Below are 17,745 nucleotides of genomic sequence, written 5' to 3' on the forward strand. Positions count from 1 at the left end.
TGCGTTCCGGCCTGCCGTGTCGTGAACTCGCAGGTGGGCGCGTCCGAGACCGATCCCGTCCGCGATGCCGAGGAGCCTCCTTGTGAGCGCTGCGAGCCGACCGGCCGCCGTCATCGTTCTCGCCGCGGGCGAGGGCACCCGCATGAAGTCCCGTCAGTCGAAGGTCCTGCACGAGCTGTGCGGACGCAGCATGCTCGGGCATGTGCTCGCCGCCGCGCGGCAGCTGGAGCCCGAGCGGCTCGTCGTGGTCGTCGGGCACCGGCGCGAGCAGGTCGTCGAGCACCTCGCCGTCCACGCGCCGGACGCCGAGCCCGTCGTCCAGGACCACCAGGGCGGGACGGGCCACGCGGTGCGCATGGCGCTGGAGCAGACCGGCGCGCTGAACGGCACCGTCGTCGTCACGAACGGCGACCACCCGCTGCTGCGGGGCGAGACGCTGCAGGCGCTCGTCCGGACGCACGAGAGCGAGGGCAACGCCGCCACCGTCCTGACCACCGAGATGCCGGACGCCACCGGGTACGGGCGGATGGTCCGGGCCGCGGACGGCGGCGTCGAGGCGATCGTCGAGCACAAGGACGCCACCGAGGCCCAGCGGGCCATCAGCGAGATCAACGTCGGCATGTACGCCTTCGACGGGGCCCTGCTCGCGGACGCGCTGAAGCGGGTGACCACCGACAACGCGGGCGGCGAGGAGTACCTCACCGACGTCGTGGCGATCGTGCGCGCGGACGGCCACCGGGCCGGCGCGCACCTGGCCCCCGACTGGGTGGAGACCCAGGGCGTGAACGACCGGGTCCAGCTCGCGCAGGCGCGCCGGCAGCTGAACGACCGCGTCCTCGAAGCCCACATGCGGGCCGGGGTCACGATCATCGACCCGGCGTCCACCTGGATCGACGTGGGCGTGACCGCCGAGCCGGACGCCGAGATCCACCCGGGCACGCAGCTGCACGGCACGACGCACCTGGGCGAGGGCGCCCGGGTCGGGCCGGGCTGCACGCTGACCGACACGACGGTCGGCGAGGGCGCCACCGTCGTCAACGCCGTGTGCGTGGAGGCGGAGATCGGGCCGGAGGCGTCCGTCGGGCCCTACGCCTACCTGCGGCCGGGGACGCGGCTGGCCCGCAAGGCCAAGGTCGGCACGTACGTCGAGACCAAGAACGCCGACATCGGCGAGGGCACGAAGGTGCCGCACCTGACCTACGTGGGCGACGCCGAGATCGGCGAGGGCTCCAACATCGGCGCGAGCTCGGTGTTCGTCAACTACGACGGCGTCGAGAAGCACCGCAGCGTCATCGGTTCGCACGTGAAGATCGGCAGCGACAACATGATCGTCGCCCCGGTGGCGGTGGGCGACGGCGCCTACACCGCGGCCGGGTCCGTGATCGTCCAGGACGTCCCGCCCGGGGCGATGGCGGTCGCGCGGGCGCGGCAGCGCAACGTCGAGGGCTGGGTCGAGCGCCGCCGGCCGGGCACGCCGGCCGCGGACGCGGCCCGGCGGGCGAAGGGCGAGGACGAGGGCGCGCCGTAGCGCCGCGTCCCGCGCGCGAAGTACTTTCCCGCCGCCGGGCGGGGATGCGGAGGACACCGGTGTCCTCCGTGACAACAGAGCAACCCGTGAGCCGGAGTCTTGTGGTGCGCGGGGAGTGGGGACAACAACCCACATGTAAGGCACAGTTCCATTGAGGGGGAGTTGTCAGAGGTGAGTGGGATCAAAGCGAGCGGTCAGAAGAAGCTGATGCTCTTCACCGGCCGAGCCCACCCGGACCTGGCCAAGGAAGTCGCCGACAACCTCCACATCGAGCTCACACCGACGTCCGCGTATGACTTCGCCAACGGCGAGACGTTCGTGCGGTTCCTGGAGTCGGTCCGCGGGTCGGACGCCTTCGTGATCCAGAGCCACACGGCTCCCATCAATCAGTGGATCATGGAGCAGCTGATCATGGTGGACGCGCTGAAGCGCGCCTCCGCCAAGCGGATCACCGTCGTGGCGCCGTTCTTCGGGTACGCGCGGCAGGACAAGAAGCACCGCGGCCGGGAGCCGATCTCGGCGCGGCTGATGGCCGACCTGTTCAAGACGGCGGGCGCCGACCGGCTGATCACCGTGGACCTGCACACCGCGCAGATCCAGGGCTTCTTCGACGGCCCGGTCGACCACCTGTTCGCGCTGGACCTGCTGGCCCGCCACTTCGAGAGCCGGCTGGACACCTCGCAGGTGACGGTGGTGGCGCCGGACGCCGGCCGCGTCCGGGTGACCGAGCGCTGGTCGGACCGGCTCGGCGGCGTCCCGATGGCGATCATCCACAAGAAGCGCGACCCGGACGTCGCCAACGAGGTGAAGGTCTTCGACGTCGTCGGCGAGGTCAAGGACCGCGTCTGCGTCGTCGTCGACGACATGATCGACACCGGCGGGACGATCGTGAAGGCGGCGGACGCCCTGTTCGAGCAGGGCGCCGCGAAGGTCGTCGTCGCCGCGACGCACGGCGTCCTGTCCGGCCCGGCCGTGGACCGGTTGAAGAACTCGCGCATCTCCGAGGTCGTGCTGACGAACACGCTGCCGATCCCGGAGGAGAAGCAGTTCGACAAACTGACCATCCTGCCGATCGCCCCCCTGGTCGCCCGCGCCATCAACGAGGTCTTCAGCGACGGCTCGGTGACGAGCCTCTTCGGCGGACACAGCTGATTCGCAGGGGCGCCCCCCTGGGACCCTGGTGGTCCAGGGGGGCGCCGTCCTGGGTCGGCACAGTCGTCCCCGTGGGCCAATAGTCCTTCTGCGATCGGCTAGACTCTTTGAATCGCGCATGTCTCGGGTCGTTCAGTGCGGTGCCGGTTCAGGGGCCGCACTCCCCGGGGAACGCAAAGAATCTTCGAGGCGCCTGACGCATCGAGCATCGCCTGATTCGCTCTGTCCGTAGCGGACGTCCAGTGCCGGACGGCCGTGGATCGCAACAACGAGGAGTTTTCGCCGTGTCCGAGGTACGCATTGCCGCCGAGCCGCGCACCGAGTTCGGTAAGGGTGCCGCGCGGCGCACCCGCCGGGCCGGCAAGGTGCCCGCCGTCCTCTATGGTCACGGCACCGACCCGCAGCACATCTCGCTGCCGGGTCACGCCCTGATGCTGGCGCTCAAGACCCCGAACGTGCTGCTGACCATCGAGGGGCTCGGCAACGGCTCGGAGCTGGCGCTGCCGAAGGACGTGCAGCGCGACCCGGTCAAGGGGTTCCTGGAGCACGTCGACCTGCTGCTGGTGAAGCGCGGCGAGAAGGTCGTCGTCGACCTGCCGGTGAACGTCATCGGTGACGTGGTCGCGGGCGGCCAGGTGGCGCAGACGGTCGTGGAGATCTCCGTGGAGACGGAGGCGACCCACATTCCGGAGTCGGTCGACCTGGACATCTCCGGCCTGGCCGTCGACTCGCAGGTGCTGGCGAAGGACCTGAAGCTGCCGTCGGGCACGACGCTGGCGGCGGACGAGGACACGCTGATCCTGCAGATCTCCGACGCGACGGCGGCGACGGCGCCGGAGCCGGAGGCGGGCGCCGAGGAGGCCGCGGCCGAGGGCGGCGTCGAGGGCGAGGGCGAGCCCGCCGGCGAGTAGCGCAGGTGCGGCCGTTCGGCCGCAGGGTTCTTTCGCGGCCCCCGCGGGTGTGTGCACCGGCGGGGGTCGCGCGCGTCGGTGAGGAGTTCGGGTGAGCACGGATCTCTGGCTGGTCGTGGGGCTGGGCAATCCGGGGCCGTCGTATGCGGGGAACCGGCACAACGCGGGGTTCATGGTGCTGGACGTGCTCGCGGCGCGGGCCGGGGGGCGGTTCAAGTCGCACCGGTCGCGGGCGGACGTGCTGGAGGGCCGGCTCGCGGGGAGCCGCGCGGTGCTGGCGAAGCCGCGGTCGTTCATGAACGAGTCGGGCGGGCCGGTGAAGGGGCTGCGGGACTTCTTCAAGGTGCCGGAGGAGCGGGTGGTCGTCGTCCATGACGAGCTGGACATCCCGTTCGGGGCGGTGCGGTTGAAGCGCGGCGGCGGTGACAATGGTCACAACGGGCTGCGGTCGGTGACGCGGTCGCTCGGGACGCGGGAGTACCTGCGGGTGCGGTTCGGGGTGGGCCGGCCGCCGGGGCGGATGGACGCGGCGGCGTTCGTGCTGAAGGACTTCTCCGCGGCCGAGCGCAAGAGCCTCGACCTGGAGGTGGACCGGGCGGCGGACGCGGTGGAGGCGCTGCTGTCGGACGGGCTGGAGGCGGCCCAGAACGTGTTCCACGCGGGTTGACCGGTTCCGGCCACGGGTGTGGCGGGACGGCGGCCGCACCTGCCGTCGTGATGGTCTTTTTGTCGGTGTTCGTTACGGTTCGGCGATCCCGCTGAGTCGATGGCGGCGTTCCCCCAGTGACCATGGCAAACCGCCGTAAGATGCTGCTCGCACGAGGTTCGCGTTGCATGTGAACCTCATGCGGTGTTCGGCCGTCTTCGAGGTGAACCGCGCTGATGGGGGCGCGCGTTACAGGAGATTGGTGAGTGGTTTATGGCCGTCGTTGACAAGGTCCAGGCCGAGTCATCGATCCGCCATGAGCAGAGATCTGCGCAGTCGCAGAACTGGAGCGGGTCGTACCGCCGGGTCGCCCGGTGCCTCGACTTCCTCAGCATGCTGATGGCCGGCGTCATCGCGTTCGTGCTGCGGTTCCCGGGAGCGCCGACGGAGCCGAACGCGCCGTACGTGGCGCTGACCGTCGTGCTTCCGCTGCTGTGGATCCCGATCCTGGTCCTGTGCCGGGCCTACCAGCCGCGGTACATCGGCGTCGGCTACGAGGAGTTCCACCGGGTCCTGCGGGCCGGGTTCGTCCTGACGGCGTCGGTGGCGATCGTCGCGTACGCCACGAAGACCGAGGTGGCGCGCGGCTACGTGGTGATGGCGCTGCCCCTCGGGACGTTCCTGGCGCTCGTGGCGCGGTACCGCCTCCGCAAGTGGCTGCACAAGAAGCGCTGGAACGGCGAGTGCATGCGGCGCGTGGTCGCGGTGGGGCACCGGACGTCGGTGTCCGACCTGATCCGGCTGCTGCGCACGAAGCGGTACCACGGCATGGACATCGTGGGCGTGTGCCTCCCGCCGGCGCTGGCGTCCGGTGACGACGCGGTCGCCGAGGTCGAGGACGTCCCGGTGCTGGGCGACTTCTCGCAGGCGGCGGCGGCCGCCGAGCGGATCGGCGCCGACTCGGTGGCGGTGCTGGCCTGCCCGGAGATGGACGGGGTGGCGCTGCGCAGGCTGGCGTGGCAGATCGAGCGCGACGACATCGAGCTGGTGGTGGCGCCGGCGCTGATGGACGTCACCGGCCCGCGGATCTCGATCCGCCCGGTCTCGGGGCTGCCGCTGCTGCACGTGGAGCACCCGGAGCTGGACGGCGGCCGCAAGCTCTTCAAGGGCCTGTTCGACCGGGTCGCGGCGCTCAGCGGGATCGTGGTGCTGAGCCCGCTGCTGGCGCTGGTCGCGCTGCTGATCAAGTTCGACGGGGACCGCGGCCCGGTGCTGTTCCGGCAGACGCGGGTCGGGCGCGGCGGCCGGGAGTTCACCGTGCTGAAGTTCCGCACGATGGTGCAGGACGCGGAGGCGCGGCGGGTGGAGCTGCTGCCCGCCAACGAGAACGACGGGGTCCTGTTCAAGATGCGGGAGGATCCGCGGATCACCCGGGTGGGGCGCTGGCTGCGCCGCTACTCGCTGGACGAGCTGCCGCAGCTGTTCAACGTGCTGCGCGGCGAGATGTCGCTGGTGGGGCCGCGCCCGCCGCTGCCGGAGGAGGTCGCCCAGTACGGCGGCGACGTGTACCGGCGGCTGGTGGTGAAGCCGGGGCTGACGGGCCTGTGGCAGGTGAGCGGCCGCTCCGACCTGACGTGGGAGGAGTCGGTCCGGCTCGACCTGCGCTACGTCGACAACTGGTCGCTGGCGCTCGATCTGCAGATCATGTGGAAGACCTGGAACGCGGTGTTCCGGGGCTCCGGCGCCTACTGACCCCGCCGGCCGGAACCGGCTGACCCCGCTGACCGGGACCGGGCATCGAGGCGGGTCGGGTAGGCATGAGAAAGTAGACCGAACAGACCGTGCGAGTCGGGAATGTGATCAGCGGATGACGGATGTGGACGACCACGCGCTGGCCGCGGAGCTCGCCGGCGCGGCGGGGCGGCTGCTGCTCGGCGTGCGTGACGAGGTCGGTTTCGCGGACGCGCGGGTCCTGAAGGACACCGGCGACCTGCGGGCGCACGAGTACCTCATGGCGGCGCTGGCCGAGCGCTGTCCCGGCGACGCCGTCCTTTCCGAGGAGGGGCGGTCCTCCGTCGCGGGGAAGCGGTCGAAGGGCGATGACCGCGCCCCGACCCGCAACACCTCGGCCGACGAGCGGCGCACCGCCGCGCGGGTGTGGATCGTCGACCCGCTGGACGGCACCCGGGAGTTCTCCGAGGAGGGCCGCCGCGACTGGGCGGTCCACGTGGCGCTGTGGGAGCGGGACGCCGCCGGCCGCGGCCGGCTGGCCGCCGGCGCGGTGGCGCTGCCGGCGCAGGGCCTGACGCTGCGCACGGACGCGACGGGCGGTGCCGCGCTCGTCCGGACGGACGCGGGCGCCCCCGACCCGGTGACGGCCGGTCCGGTGCGGGCGCAGCCGCGCGAGGTGCCGCTGCACGTCCCGGCGCCGGACGCGGGCAAGCTCCGCATCGCGGTGAGCCGCACGCGCCCGCCGGAGTTCGTGCGGCAGCTGGCCGAGCGGATCGACGTGAACGTGGAGCTGGTGCCGATCGGTTCGGCGGGGGCGAAGATCTCCGCGGTGCTGCTCGGCGAGGTCGACGCGTACGTGCACGCGGGCGGCCAGTACGAGTGGGATTCGGCGGCGCCGGCGGCGGTGGCGCTCGGCGCGGGCGCGCACGCGTCCCGGGTCGACGGCTCGCCGCTGGAGTACAACCGGGAGGATCCCCGGCTGCCGGATATCCTGGTGTGCCACCCCGCGTCGGCGTCGATGCTGCTGAGCGGCATCGCGGCGGCCGCCGGTGCCGGGCCGGGCTGACGCCCGCCGAGCTCGTCCGGCCCGGCGGGACTGATCCGCCGCGGGCCGGCGTTCGACCCGGCGGGACGTCCCGTCCCGCCGCCGCGACCGGTTGCATCTGCCAGATCAGCGTGGAGAGAGCCCTAGACCATGCAGCGTTCCGATTACCTGCTGTCCCAGTTGGACGTCCTTGAAGCCGAGTCGATCCACATCTTCCGGGAGGTGGCGGCCGAGTTCGAGCGGCCCGTGCTGCTGTTCTCGGGCGGCAAGGACAGCCTGGTGATGCTGCGCCTGGCCGAGAAGGCGTTCTGGCCGGCGCCGATCCCGTTCCCGGTGATGCACGTCGACACCGGGCACAACTTCCCCGAGGTGATCGAGTTCCGCGACCGGCGGGTGGCCGAGCTCGGCGTGCGGCTGGTGGTGGCGTCGGTGCAGGACGCGATCGACAGCGGCCGGGTGGCCGAGCAGAAGGGGCGCCGGGCGTCCCGGAACCGGTTGCAGATCGTGCCGCTGCTGGACGCGATCGAGGAGCACCGGTTCGACGCGGCGTTCGGCGGGGCGCGGCGCGACGAGGAGAAGGCCCGCGCCAAGGAGCGGGTGGTGTCGTTCCGCGACGAGTTCGGCCAGTGGGACCCGAAGAACCAGCGCCCGGAGCTGTGGAACCTGTTCAACGCCAGGATCGAGCAGGGCGAGCACGTCCGGGTGTTCCCGCTGTCGAACTGGACGGAGCTCGACATCTGGGACTACGTCCGCCGGGAGGAGATCGCCCTCCCCTCGATCTACTTCGCGCACACCCGGCGCGTGTTCGAGCGCGACGGGCTGCTGCTGGACGCCGAGACGGGCTTCGCGAACCGCGGCGACGACGAGCCGGAGTTCGAGGCGACGGTCCGGTACCGGACGGTCGGCGACGCGTCCTGCACGGGCGCGGTGAAGTCGTCGGCGGCGACGCTGGACGAGGTGATCGAGGAGATCGCGGCGACCCGGATCACCGAGCGCGGCCAGACCCGCGCCGACGACCGGACCAGTGAGGCCGCGATGGAGGACCGCAAGAAGGAGGGCTACTTCTGATGGCCGGCAACGAGGAGCCCGCGGGCAAGCCGATGGACCTGCTGCGGTTCGCCACCGCCGGCAGCGTCGACGACGGCAAGTCGACGCTGATCGGGCGGCTGCTGTTCGACTCCAAGTCGATCTTCGAGGACCAGCTGGAGTCGGTGGAGCGCACGAGCACCGAGCGGGGCGAGGAGTACACCAACCTCGCGCTGCTGACCGACGGCCTGCGCGCCGAGCGGGAGCAGGGCATCACGATCGACGTCGCGTACCGCTACTTCGCGACGCCGCGCCGCAAGTTCATCATCGCGGACACGCCGGGGCACATCCAGTACACCCGGAACATGGTGACGGGCGCGTCGACCGCCGACCTCGCGATCATCCTGGTGGACGCCCGCAAGGGCATCCTGGAGCAGTCGCGCCGGCACGCGTTCCTGACGACGCTGCTGCAGGTCCCGCACCTGGTCGTGGCGGTCAACAAGATGGACCTCGTCGACTACGACCGCGGCGTGTACGAGCGCATCGTGGACGAGTTCACCGCGTTCGCGTCCAAGCTGGACGTGACCGACCTGACGTTCGTGCCGATCTCGGCGCTGCACGGCGACAACGTCGTCGAGCGCAGCGGCAACATGCCCTGGTACGAGGGGTCGTCGCTGCTGCACCACCTGGAGCACGTGCACATCGCGTCCGACCGCAACCTGATCGACGTGCGGTTCCCGGTGCAGTACGTGATCCGGCCGCACGCCTCCACGGACCCGGACCTGCACGACTACCGCGGCTACGCGGGCCAGGTCGCGGGCGGCGTGCTGAAGCCGGGCGACGAGGTCGTGCACCTGCCGTCCGGGCTGACCACGACGATCACCCGCATCGACGGGCCGCGCGGCCCGGTGGAGCAGGCGTTCGCGCCGATGTCGGTGACGCTGCGCCTCGCCGACGAGATCGACATCTCCCGCGGCGACATGATCGCGCGGCCGAACAACCGGCCGGAGGTCGCGCAGGACATCGACGCGATGGTCTGCTGGATGACCCCGGACCGCACCCTCACGCCGCGCTCCAAGCTGGTCATCAAGCACACGACCCGCACCGCGAAGACCATGGTGAAGGACCTGCACTACCGGCTGGACGTCAACACCCTGCACCGCGACGAGGAGGCGGCCGCGCTCGGCCTGAACGAGATCGGCCGGGTGTCGCTGCGCGTCACGCAGCCGCTGTTCGTGGACGACTACAGCCGCAACCGCCTCACCGGCGGCTTCATCCTGATCGACGAGGCCACCAACAACACGGTCGCGGCCGGCATGATCATCGGGGCGAAGTAGTCCGGACCCGCCCGCACCGCCCGCCGCGGTGCGGGACAATGGGCTCCCGAACACCCACCCCCCGAATGCCCGCGAGGTCGAACCGAATGACGCGTGTCCCCCCACCGGAGTGCGGACGTGTCCGCTGAGCCCGCCCCCGGGGCGGAGCGGCCCCGCGTCCTGTTCCTCGGGGGCCTCGGCCGCAGCGGCACGACGCTGGTCGAGCGGCTGCTCGGCGAGCTGCCCGGTGCGATGGCGCTCGGCGAGGTCATCCACCTGTGGGAGCGCGGCGCCCACGCGGGGGAGCGCTGCGGCTGCGGCGTCCCGTTCGGCGAGTGCCCGTTCTGGCGGCGCGTCGGGGAGGCCGCGTTCGGCGGCTGGGACGCGGTCGACCTCGACCGGTTCGCCGAGCTGCGCGCCGAGGTGGACCGCACCCGCCACATCCCGATGCTCGCCCGCGACCGGCTCCCGGCCGACCGGTCGCCGCTCGTGGCCGAGTACGTCGACCACTACCTGCGGCTGTACCGCGCCGTGGCCGCCGAGTCCGGCGCGGCGGTGCTGATCGACTCCAGCAAGCAGGCGTCGCTGGCGTTCTGCCTGCGCTGGGCGGCCCGCGCCGGCCGCGTCGACCTGCGCGTGCTGCACGTCGTCCGGGACAGCCGCGGCGTGGCCTACTCGTGGACGCGCCAGGTGCGGCGCCCGGAGGCCGACGCCGGCGGCGACGAGTACATGACGCAGTGGTCGCCGCCCCGCACCGCCGTCCACTGGAACGCCGAGAACGGCGCCTTCCAGCTCCTCGCCCGGCGCGGCGTGCGGGTGCGGCGGATGCGCTACGAGGACTTCGTCGCCGAGCCGCGCGCGCGGCTGCGCGACATCGCCCGGTTCGCGGGGCTCCCCGCCGGCGCCGACGCCCTCGCCTTCGTCGGCGACGGGCGCGCGGAGCTGACCGCCAACCACACGGCGTCGGGCAACCCGATGCGCTTCCGCACCGGGCAGATCGAGATCCGGTCCGACGACCGGTGGCGGACCGCGCTGCCGGCCGCCGACCAGCGCAGGGTCACCGCGATCACCCTGCCGCTACTGCGCCACTACAGCTACCTCGGAGGCGACGCATGACGTCGGAGCGCGACGGGCATCCGTCCGTCGGCGTGGTGATCCCCACGCACAACCGTCCGGAGCTGCTGCGCGCGGCGCTGGACGCCGTCCTGGCCCAGGACTACCCGGGCGAGCTGCGGATCGCGGTCGTGTTCGACCGCGCCGAGCCCGACCCGTCGCTCGCGGACGTGCCCGGCGCGGACGGCCGCGTCACCGTCCTCGCCAACGACCGCACGCCGGGCCTGGCGGGGGCGCGCAACACCGGCATCCTCGCGCTCGACACCGAGCTGGTGGCGTTCTGCGACGACGACGACCAGTGGCTGCCGGAGAAGCTGACCGCGCAGACGGCCGCGCTCGCCGCCCGTCCGGACGCGGTGCTGGCGAGCTGCGGCATCCTCGTGGAGTTCCGCGGCGGCGGCAACGCGCGCCTCGCGGGCGCCGCGGAGGTGACGCACGCCGACCTCGTGCGGTCCCGGATGGTGATGGTCCACTCGTCCACGTACCTGGCGCGCCGCGCGGCGCTGACCGGGCCGGACGGGATCGGGCTGGTGGACGAGACCATCCCGGCCGGCCAGAACGAGGACTGGGACTTCGCGCTGCGCGCCGCCCGGCGGCACCCGATCGTGAACGTCGACCGCCCGCTGGTGAAGGTGCTGTGGGGGCGGACGTCGCTGTTCGCCGGCGAGTACGACACCAAGATCGAGGGGCTGCGGTGGATGCTGCGGCACCATCCGGAACTGGCCGCGGACCCGGTCGGCTCCGCCCGCGTCTACGGCCAGATCGCGTTCTGGAACGCGGGGCTGGGCCGCCGGCGGGAGGCGCTGAGCTGGTCGCGGCGGGCGCTGCGCGCCAACTGGCGGGAGCGCCGCGTGCCGTTCGCGCTGGCGGTCGCCACCGGGCTCGTCTCCGACGAGCGGGTGCTGCGGACCCTGCACTCGCGCGGGCACGGCATATGACGGGCCACGCCGCGGCGGGCGGCGCGGCGCGCGTGGTGCTGCGCGGCGTCCCGTTCGACGCGCTCACCGAGGCGCAGGTGGTCGAGCGCGTCGCCGCCGATGTGGCGCGCGGCGCGGGCGGCCACCTGGTGACGCCGAACATCGACATCATGCGGCTGGCGCGGCGGGACGGGGAGGCGCGGTCGCTGGTCACCGGCGCCGACCTCGTCGTCGCCGACGGCACGCCGATCCTGTGGGGCGCGCGGCTCGCCCGCCGCCCGCTGCCCGCCCGCGTCACCGGGGCGTCCCTCATCTGGACGCTGAGCGAGGCGATGGCGCGCGACGGCCGGTCGGTCTACCTGCTCGGCGGGGGCGCGCCCGGCGTCCCCGAACGCGCCGGCGCCGTCCTCGCCGAGCGGTATCCGGGGCTGCGCGTCGCGGGGGCGTCCGCGCCGCCGATGGGCTTCGACCGGGACGAGCGCGAGGTCGACCGGATCGCCGCGGACCTCGCGGCGCTCAAGCCCGACCTGGTGTTCGTCGGCCTCGGGTTCCCCCGCCAGGACCGGCTCATCACCGCGCTGCGGCCCGCGCTGCCGGGCGCGTGGTTCGTCGGATGCGGCGCGGCGATCCCGTTCGCGGCCGGCGAGCTCGAACGGGCCCCGGGCTGGATGCAGCGCGCCGGCCTGGAGTGGCTGCACCGGCTGGCGGGTGAGCCCCGCCGCCTGTTCAGCCGGTACATCTTGCACGACCTGCCGTTCGCGGCGCGGTTCCTCACCGGCTGCGCGCTGGACCGGTACCGCCGCTGAACCGCGGCCGGGGGCGCGCCTAGCCGGCGCGCCCCCGCCGGTCAGCGGCGCGGTCGGCCGCGGCGCAGGATGGAGCGCGCGGCCTCGTCCAGGTTCAGCGGGCGGCGCAGCAGGTAGCAGCCCGCGACGTACCCGACGGTGCCGACCGCCGCGGCGGCGGCGAGCTGGGGCAGCCCGTCGCCCGCCGCCAGCCGCACGGCGAGCGGTACCGCGCCGAAGCAGACGCCGGTCAGCGCCGCGGCCGCCAGCGAGCCCCGGCCGAACGGGTGCAGGCCCAGCTTCAGGCGCAGCTGCAGCAGCGGGATGACGTTGCGGGTCAGCAGCGCGGCGGCCCCGCCGAGCGCGGCCCCGACGATCCCGATGTGCGGGATGAGCAGGACGCTGACGCAGACGTTCACACCGAGCGCGAGCACGATGTTCACGAGGTTCCAGGTGGTCTTGCCCGCCATCATCAGGACGACCTCGACCATGCCCGTCCCCGCGCTGACCAGCATCGCGGCCGCCAGCACCACGATCACCGAGGCGCCGGTGTGGTAGCCGCTCCCGAACATCCGCAGCAGCTGCTCGGCGAACAGCGCCGAGAGCAGGAACAGCGGCCAGTTCGCCAGCATCAGCCAGCTCGTGGCGGTCTGGTAGAGGGTGTTGGCCGAGCGCCGGTCGTCGTGCGCGAGCACCTCCGACAGCTGCGGCTGGACCGCCTGCGAGATGGCCCGGTTGGCGAGCTGCCCGACGACGCGCAGCCGGGACGCCGCGGTGTAGATCGCCGCGTCCCGCGCGCCGAGCATCGCCGCGACCAGCAGGATGTCCATGCGCTGCAGCAGGATCTGGGTGATGCCCGCGAGCCCGCGCGGCAGCGAGTAGCGCCAGAACCGGCGGCCGAGGTCGGGCGGGACGTCCGGGGCGGTGCCGGCGTCCGGCGCCGTGCGCCGGACCAGCCCGAGCATCGCGAGCACGGCCAGCACGGCGGCGGGCAGGTACGGCCCGACCCACGCGACGGCGATGAGCCCGGACGCTCCGGCGACCGCCACCGCGCCGACCGCGGCGAGCTGCACCAGCGGGCGGCCGATGTTCTCCACGAGCACCGACGGCCGCATCCGCCGGAACCCCTGGGTCGCGGCCAGCGCCCCCGCCGACAGGTTCATCACCGGCAGGAACACCGCCAGCACCCGCAGGTAGGTCGCGCCGTCCCCCGGGTCGCCGTGCACCATCACCTCGGCCACCCACGGCGCCGCCGCGAACAGCACGGCGCCGAGGACCGCGGAGCACAGCACCATCGGCCGCAGCGCCAGCCGGACGAGCGGACCGATCCGCTCGGTGCGGCCGCGCGAGCGGAACCGGGCGATGAAGTACACCAGGCTCGTCTGGGTGCCGAGCTCGGCGACCGCGCCGAACAGCAGGAACGCCGACGTCGCGGCGAAGAAGACGCCCGCCTCGTCCTGGGAGAACGCGTTGGTGATGACGGCGACGACGACGAGCTGGGCCACCGCCGAGACCACGGCGCCCACGATGTTCAGGGCGCCGCCGCGGGCGAGGGAGCCGACGTCCGAGCCCTTCGAGCCGGGACCCGCGCCGTCCGCCGCGCCGCCGGTCGCGGCGGGGTCGGCCGCGCCGGTCGCGGGCGCGCTCATCGGCGCCAGGACGGGGTGCGGCCGAGCCACTCCGCCAGCCGCTCGTCGTACGGGCGGAAGTACTCGCCGAGCCGCGCGTGGAGCTCGTCCGGCAGCGGCGAGCGGCTGCGCGCGTTGTGCCGCTCGAACACCGGGGAGCCGAGCGGCGGGACGCCGAGGAAGTCCAGGACGCCCTTGTACACGGTCTCCGGCTCGGTGAAGAACTCGTGGCTGTCGACGACCAGGAGGCGGTCGCGGCCCACCAGCCCCTCCAGCCGCTCGATCTGCTCGATGTAGCGGCTCCGCGCGAGGTAGGCGTTGTGCTGGTAGGCGTGGCTGGTCGCGGCCGGGTCGGCCGCGAGCCGCTCGGCCTCGCCCGCCAGCCGCTCCTCCTCCAGCTCGATCGCCCGCTCGAAGGGCTCGGTCTCGAACCCGCGCCCCAGCTCGTGGGAGTGCGCCGAGTAGGCCCGCTCCACCGGGTCGCGCACGAGCATCAGCAGCTTGACGTCCGGCAGGTCGGCGGCGATCCGCTCGCCCGCCAGCGGGTGGAACCCGTAGTACGGCGACGACTCGAACGCCAGCGGCTTCACCCCGTGCCGGTGCTCGACCCGCGCGGCCGTCGTGCGCAGCGGGAAGTGCCCCTGGTACCAGGCGAGGCCCTTGTCGTAGCCCGTGTCGAAGTAGTGGACGCCCTTGTGCCACAGGGCCTTGAGCAGCGCCGGGTGCTGGCTGAGCGTCCGGTACATCGACGTCGTGCCGCAGCGCTGCCCGCCGACGATGAGGAATCCGGGCAGCATGCGGGCGCGGTGGGTGGCCTTGCCCGCGGTGACGGCGGCGGCCTGGGCCAGCCGCTTGTGCCCGGGGGGACGCGCCGCCTGGTGCTTGTCAGCCATTCGCTTCCTTCGTTTCGTGCACGCCCTCGGCGAGGGCGGGGAGGAGCCACGCGCCGACGTCGCCGAGGCGGGCGCCCGCCTCGGCCTGCCGGTCGGCGAGATAGCGCGCGGCGAGTTCGGCGAGGTACAGCCGCGCGACGAGCGCGGCGTGCGCGGGTTCGGCGAGCGCGGGCGCGGCGGTGAACGGGGCCAGGGCGCCGGCCGCGTCGCGCACGCAGTCGGCCGCCGCCCGCGCCGGGTCGGCCGCCGGGTCGGAGACGGCGCGCTGGAGGCGGTGGTGCAGCGCGTCGAAGCCCACGGGAACGCCGGTGGTGAACCTCTCCCAGTCCCACACCAGGAGGCCGCCGTCCGAGCCGCCGGTGTTCCACGGCGTGAAGTCGCCGTGCCAGGAACCGAAGACGAGCTCGGCGTCCCCGTGGCGCTCGCCGATCGCCGCGAGCGCCGCGCGCAGCCGGCCGGCCGGTTCGCCCGGCAGGGCGGCGACGCGGTCGTTGAGCGCCGTCCAGTAGGGGGAGGACGCCAGGCGGATGCGCCGCGTCCCGGCCGCTTCGGCGATCTCGCGCAGCGCGGCGGCCAGCAGTTCTGCGGTGATCGGGCGGCCCTGCTCCCAGGTCGGCAGCGGCGTCAGCGCCAGGATGTCCAGCCCCCGCCACGACCCCGAGTGCAGCACCTCAGGCGCACGGACCACACCGCCCGCAGCGCGCGGCAGTTGCGCCAGCGCCGCCGCCTCGGCCTGGACGAGCCGCCCGGTCAGCTCGTTCACGCCCACCTTGACGAACGCGACCGGGGGCCCGGCCGATCCGGGGGAGAGGGCCTGCAAGACCGGCTTGTCGTTGGCGCGTCCGGCGGGCCGCGCGTACAGGGCGGCGCACACCGGACGGCCCAGGGCCTCGCTCAGGTACGTCTCCACGGTCTCGGCCCCCTCGGGGACGTCCACCCGCACGCCGCGGCGCAGCACCGCCCGTCCGAGCCCGCCGCGCAGCGACCAGATCAGCCCGGCCGTCACCAGCCGCGCCGCCCGCGACTCCACCCGGCCGTAGGCGCGCAGCGCCCCGACGGCGGCCGCGCGGTCGGCGGGAAGCAGGATCCGGGGCCGGCGGGCGTCGGGTGCGAGGAGCCGGTCGCCGCGGCCGTCGGTGACGCGCGCGGGTTCGGGCCACAGCAGCCGGGTCGTCTCACGCAGGGCCGTCAGCCGGTCCGCCGTGTCGCTCACGTTGTCCCTCTCCGATCCTGATGGGCGTGCCGTTCGTCCGCGTGGCCAGCGCGGCCCGGCGCGTCTTCGTCTCCAGCAGCCGCCGGGTGCGGGCGGCGGAGAGCGTCTTGTCGCGGGCCCGCCGGGCGCGCACGGCGACCGGCTCGACGCGCGGCGGGCTCAGGTCGATGCCGTTGCGCCACATCACCGCGAACGACAGCAGGTAGAGCGGCATCGGGGTGTAGAGCCCGTCGTAGATGGTCATGTAGAAGAGCACGAGCAGCATCGTCAGCACGCCGCCCGTGGCGATCGGAGAGGTGTCCCGCCAGTACCGCCGGATCGCGTTGAGGAAGAACATGATGTACAGGCCCGCCCCGACGAAGCCCTGCGAGATCAGCAGCAGCCACAGCTGCCCGTCGGAGCCGAGCGGCGGGTGCTTGCACTCCGGGCACGCCTGCGTCTTGCCGGTGACGACCGTCTTGTCGGAGCCGACCGCGTACCGCGTGTTGCCGTAGCCGATGATGGGCGAGGTGAACGTCGCCTCGATCGTCTTGGCCCGCGTGTAGGCGCGGATGCCGTTGCTCTGCGGGTTGTCGAGCCTGGTCTGGACCTGGGAGTACAGCGGCGACATCGCGAAGACGGTGCCGCCGAACACCAGCGCGACGGCCGCCACGCCGAGCGCCATGACCCGGCCCCGCAGCGCCAGCCGGACGAGGACGTAGACGGCGCTGATCCCGATCCCGATCCACAGGCCGCGGTTCAGCCCGTACACCACCGGGACCATGGACAGCACGAGGATGCCCGCGCCCAGCATCCGGCGCTTGCGCGAGGCGTACACCCACCAGGCGAGGACGAACCAGATCAGCAGGATCGAGTAGTTGTTGCCCCAGGTGTTGGCCCATTCGAAGGGGCCCTCGGGACGCACCGCCTTGACCGAGCCGACCCAGGTGATCTGCGCCGCGGTCGGGTTGATGATGTTCTGCACGAACGCGTCGCCGCGCACCCGCCCGGGCAGCAGCATGCCGAACAGCGGGGTGACGTGGAAGTTCGGGAACACCACGCCGAGCAGCCCGCCGAGCGTGGTGGTGATGAACAGCGCCGCGAGCATCCGCAGCAGCGCGAGCCGCGGCAGCTCCCGCTCGCTGAGGTTCCCGACGTACAGCGCGATGACCGCGGACGCGGTGTAGACGACCAGCCGCACCAAGACCGAGACGATCCGCCCGAGGCCGAACTCGCCGTACGCGCCCGGCGGGTTCTTGCTCAGCATGGTGAGGCTGACCAGGTACCAGACCAGGAAGAGCACCCACAGCCCGAAGCCGGGCGGGAACCGCAGCGGGCGGCGGTTGAGCAGGATGAGCGCCATCGGCACCGCGCAGATGACGAAGCTGAACACGCCGAGGCCGACGATCCACCACACGGGGAAGCCGACGAGCAGCGCGATCAGCGGCCAGGTCGTGCGCGGCAGGTCGCGCAGGCGGACCGGGAGCGGCTCGTCGCTCCGCGACGGGGGGACCGGATCCTCCGGCGCGGTTCGCGGTACGGCGGAGGTGGAGGGGGACGGCATCTCAGTGGCGCCGGACTACTCGTCGGGGTCGTCGTGCCGGCCGAAGCGCGGGATCACCGCCGTGCTGCTCGAGTCCGGTTCGTTGCCGTTGGTCGGGACGCGGTGCTCGGGGGCCTCTCCCTCGCCGTGCTTGGGCTGCTCGGTCCGCCGCGGCCCGGCGACGGGACGGTCGCCGGGGACGTCGACGACGGTGCGGTCCGGGGGGCCGTCCCCGAAGGCGTCGAGGTCCAGGCCGCCGTGCTTGGGACCGCCGGGCGCTCCGGGCGCCCCGCCGCCCGGCCTGCCGGGCGGAGCGGGC

Annotated in this window: 16 protein-coding genes; 11 read left to right on the plus strand and 5 right to left on the minus strand. The window is 73.2% G+C overall.

The window, feature by feature from the left end:
• The first annotated feature begins 82 nt into the window (after positions 1-82).
• The 11 genes from glmU to AB0K34_RS30690 all read left to right on the plus strand — a co-directional run bounded on the left by glmU (position 83) and on the right by AB0K34_RS30690 (position 12,191).
• Positions 83-1,528 carry a bifunctional UDP-N-acetylglucosamine diphosphorylase/glucosamine-1-phosphate N-acetyltransferase GlmU gene (glmU, locus tag AB0K34_RS30640; RefSeq protein ID WP_364552423.1) on the plus strand — a complete coding sequence of 482 codons (1,446 nt, stop codon included), beginning with the start codon at positions 83-85 and terminating at the stop codon, positions 1,526-1,528.
• Positions 1,529-1,699: 171 nt separating this feature from the next.
• Positions 1,700-2,680 (plus strand): ribose-phosphate diphosphokinase, encoded by a 981-nt coding sequence (locus tag AB0K34_RS30645; RefSeq protein ID WP_364552426.1) that lies wholly within the window; start codon positions 1,700-1,702, stop codon positions 2,678-2,680.
• Between the two features lie 284 nt (positions 2,681-2,964).
• Positions 2,965-3,591: a 50S ribosomal protein L25/general stress protein Ctc gene (locus AB0K34_RS30650; protein WP_301177665.1), complete on the plus strand. Its 627-nt coding sequence runs from the start codon at positions 2,965-2,967 to the stop codon at positions 3,589-3,591.
• A gap of 91 nt (positions 3,592-3,682) precedes the next feature.
• Positions 3,683-4,258, plus strand: coding sequence for an aminoacyl-tRNA hydrolase (gene pth, locus AB0K34_RS30655; RefSeq protein ID WP_138634137.1), 576 nt, complete (start codon positions 3,683-3,685; stop codon positions 4,256-4,258).
• Positions 4,259-4,510: 252 nt separating this feature from the next.
• Positions 4,511-5,989, plus strand: coding sequence for a sugar transferase (locus AB0K34_RS30660; protein WP_364552430.1), 1,479 nt, complete (start codon positions 4,511-4,513; stop codon positions 5,987-5,989).
• A gap of 115 nt (positions 5,990-6,104) precedes the next feature.
• Positions 6,105-7,034 carry an inositol monophosphatase family protein gene (locus tag AB0K34_RS30665; RefSeq protein WP_301177666.1) on the plus strand — a complete coding sequence of 310 codons (930 nt, stop codon included), beginning with the start codon at positions 6,105-6,107 and terminating at the stop codon, positions 7,032-7,034.
• A gap of 129 nt (positions 7,035-7,163) precedes the next feature.
• Complete coding sequence (cysD, locus tag AB0K34_RS30670) at positions 7,164-8,081, plus strand: sulfate adenylyltransferase subunit CysD (RefSeq protein ID WP_138634128.1); 918 nt, start codon at positions 7,164-7,166, stop codon at positions 8,079-8,081.
• Positions 8,082-8,113: 32 nt separating this feature from the next.
• Positions 8,114-9,376, plus strand: a complete 1,263-nt coding sequence (locus AB0K34_RS30675) for a GTP-binding protein (protein WP_138634158.1) — start codon at positions 8,114-8,116, stop codon at positions 9,374-9,376.
• Positions 9,377-9,493: 117 nt separating this feature from the next.
• Positions 9,494-10,471 (plus strand): sulfotransferase, encoded by a 978-nt coding sequence (locus AB0K34_RS30680; RefSeq protein WP_364552432.1) that lies wholly within the window; start codon positions 9,494-9,496, stop codon positions 10,469-10,471.
• Positions 10,468-11,406 (plus strand): glycosyltransferase, encoded by a 939-nt coding sequence (locus AB0K34_RS30685; RefSeq protein WP_301177668.1) that lies wholly within the window; start codon positions 10,468-10,470, stop codon positions 11,404-11,406. The genes AB0K34_RS30680 and AB0K34_RS30685 overlap by 4 nt, the downstream gene beginning before the upstream one ends.
• Positions 11,403-12,191, plus strand: a complete 789-nt coding sequence (locus tag AB0K34_RS30690) for a WecB/TagA/CpsF family glycosyltransferase (protein ID WP_138634122.1) — start codon at positions 11,403-11,405, stop codon at positions 12,189-12,191. The genes AB0K34_RS30685 and AB0K34_RS30690 overlap by 4 nt, the downstream gene beginning before the upstream one ends.
• A gap of 41 nt (positions 12,192-12,232) precedes the next feature.
• On the opposite strand, the gene AB0K34_RS30695 is transcribed toward AB0K34_RS30690, so the two are convergent.
• The 5 genes from AB0K34_RS30695 to AB0K34_RS30715 all read right to left on the minus strand — a co-directional run.
• Positions 12,233-13,819, minus strand: coding sequence for an oligosaccharide flippase family protein (locus AB0K34_RS30695; RefSeq protein WP_364552435.1), 1,587 nt, complete (start codon positions 13,817-13,819; stop codon positions 12,233-12,235).
• Positions 13,816-14,691 (minus strand): sulfotransferase, encoded by an 876-nt coding sequence (locus tag AB0K34_RS30700; RefSeq protein ID WP_301177670.1) that lies wholly within the window; start codon positions 14,689-14,691, stop codon positions 13,816-13,818. The genes AB0K34_RS30695 and AB0K34_RS30700 overlap by 4 nt, the downstream gene beginning before the upstream one ends.
• Positions 14,684-15,904, minus strand: coding sequence for a hypothetical protein (locus AB0K34_RS30705; RefSeq protein ID WP_364552437.1), 1,221 nt, complete (start codon positions 15,902-15,904; stop codon positions 14,684-14,686). Before AB0K34_RS30705 ends, AB0K34_RS30700 begins: the two co-directional genes overlap by 8 nt.
• Entirely contained in the window at positions 15,867-17,447 is a 1,581-nt protein-coding gene (locus AB0K34_RS30710; RefSeq protein WP_301178302.1) for a hypothetical protein, read from the minus strand. The genes AB0K34_RS30705 and AB0K34_RS30710 overlap by 38 nt, the downstream gene beginning before the upstream one ends.
• Before the next feature lie 15 nt (positions 17,448-17,462).
• Positions 17,463-17,745, minus strand: a 283-nt coding sequence (locus AB0K34_RS30715; protein WP_364552439.1) for a hypothetical protein, incomplete at its 5' end; no start/stop codon positions are given.

Origin of the sequence: Actinomadura sp. NPDC049382 (genome assembly GCF_040677125.1) — a bacterium.
Classification (GTDB): Bacteria; Actinomycetota; Actinomycetes; order Streptosporangiales; family Streptosporangiaceae; genus Spirillospora; species Spirillospora geliboluensis.

Excerpts from the sequence above, each read along its gene's own strand:
- AB0K34_RS30710 (WP_301178302.1), bottom strand. The coding sequence starts at position 17,447 with ATGCCGTCCCCCTCCACCTCCGCCGTACCGCGAACCGCGCCGGAGGAT.
- AB0K34_RS30665 (WP_301177666.1), top strand. The coding sequence starts at position 6,105 with ATGACGGATGTGGACGACCACGCGCTGGCCGCGGAGCTCGCCGGCGCG.
- AB0K34_RS30685 (WP_301177668.1), top strand. The coding sequence starts at position 10,468 with ATGACGTCGGAGCGCGACGGGCATCCGTCCGTCGGCGTGGTGATCCCC.
- AB0K34_RS30675 (WP_138634158.1), top strand. The coding sequence starts at position 8,114 with ATGGACCTGCTGCGGTTCGCCACCGCCGGCAGCGTCGACGACGGCAAG.
- cysD (WP_138634128.1), top strand. The coding sequence starts at position 7,164 with ATGCAGCGTTCCGATTACCTGCTGTCCCAGTTGGACGTCCTTGAAGCC.
- AB0K34_RS30700 (WP_301177670.1), bottom strand. The coding sequence starts at position 14,691 with ATGGCTGACAAGCACCAGGCGGCGCGTCCCCCCGGGCACAAGCGGCTG.
- AB0K34_RS30660 (WP_364552430.1), top strand. The coding sequence starts at position 4,511 with ATGGCCGTCGTTGACAAGGTCCAGGCCGAGTCATCGATCCGCCATGAG.
- AB0K34_RS30695 (WP_364552435.1), bottom strand. The coding sequence starts at position 13,819 with ATGAGCGCGCCCGCGACCGGCGCGGCCGACCCCGCCGCGACCGGCGGC.
- AB0K34_RS30690 (WP_138634122.1), top strand. The coding sequence starts at position 11,403 with ATGACGGGCCACGCCGCGGCGGGCGGCGCGGCGCGCGTGGTGCTGCGC.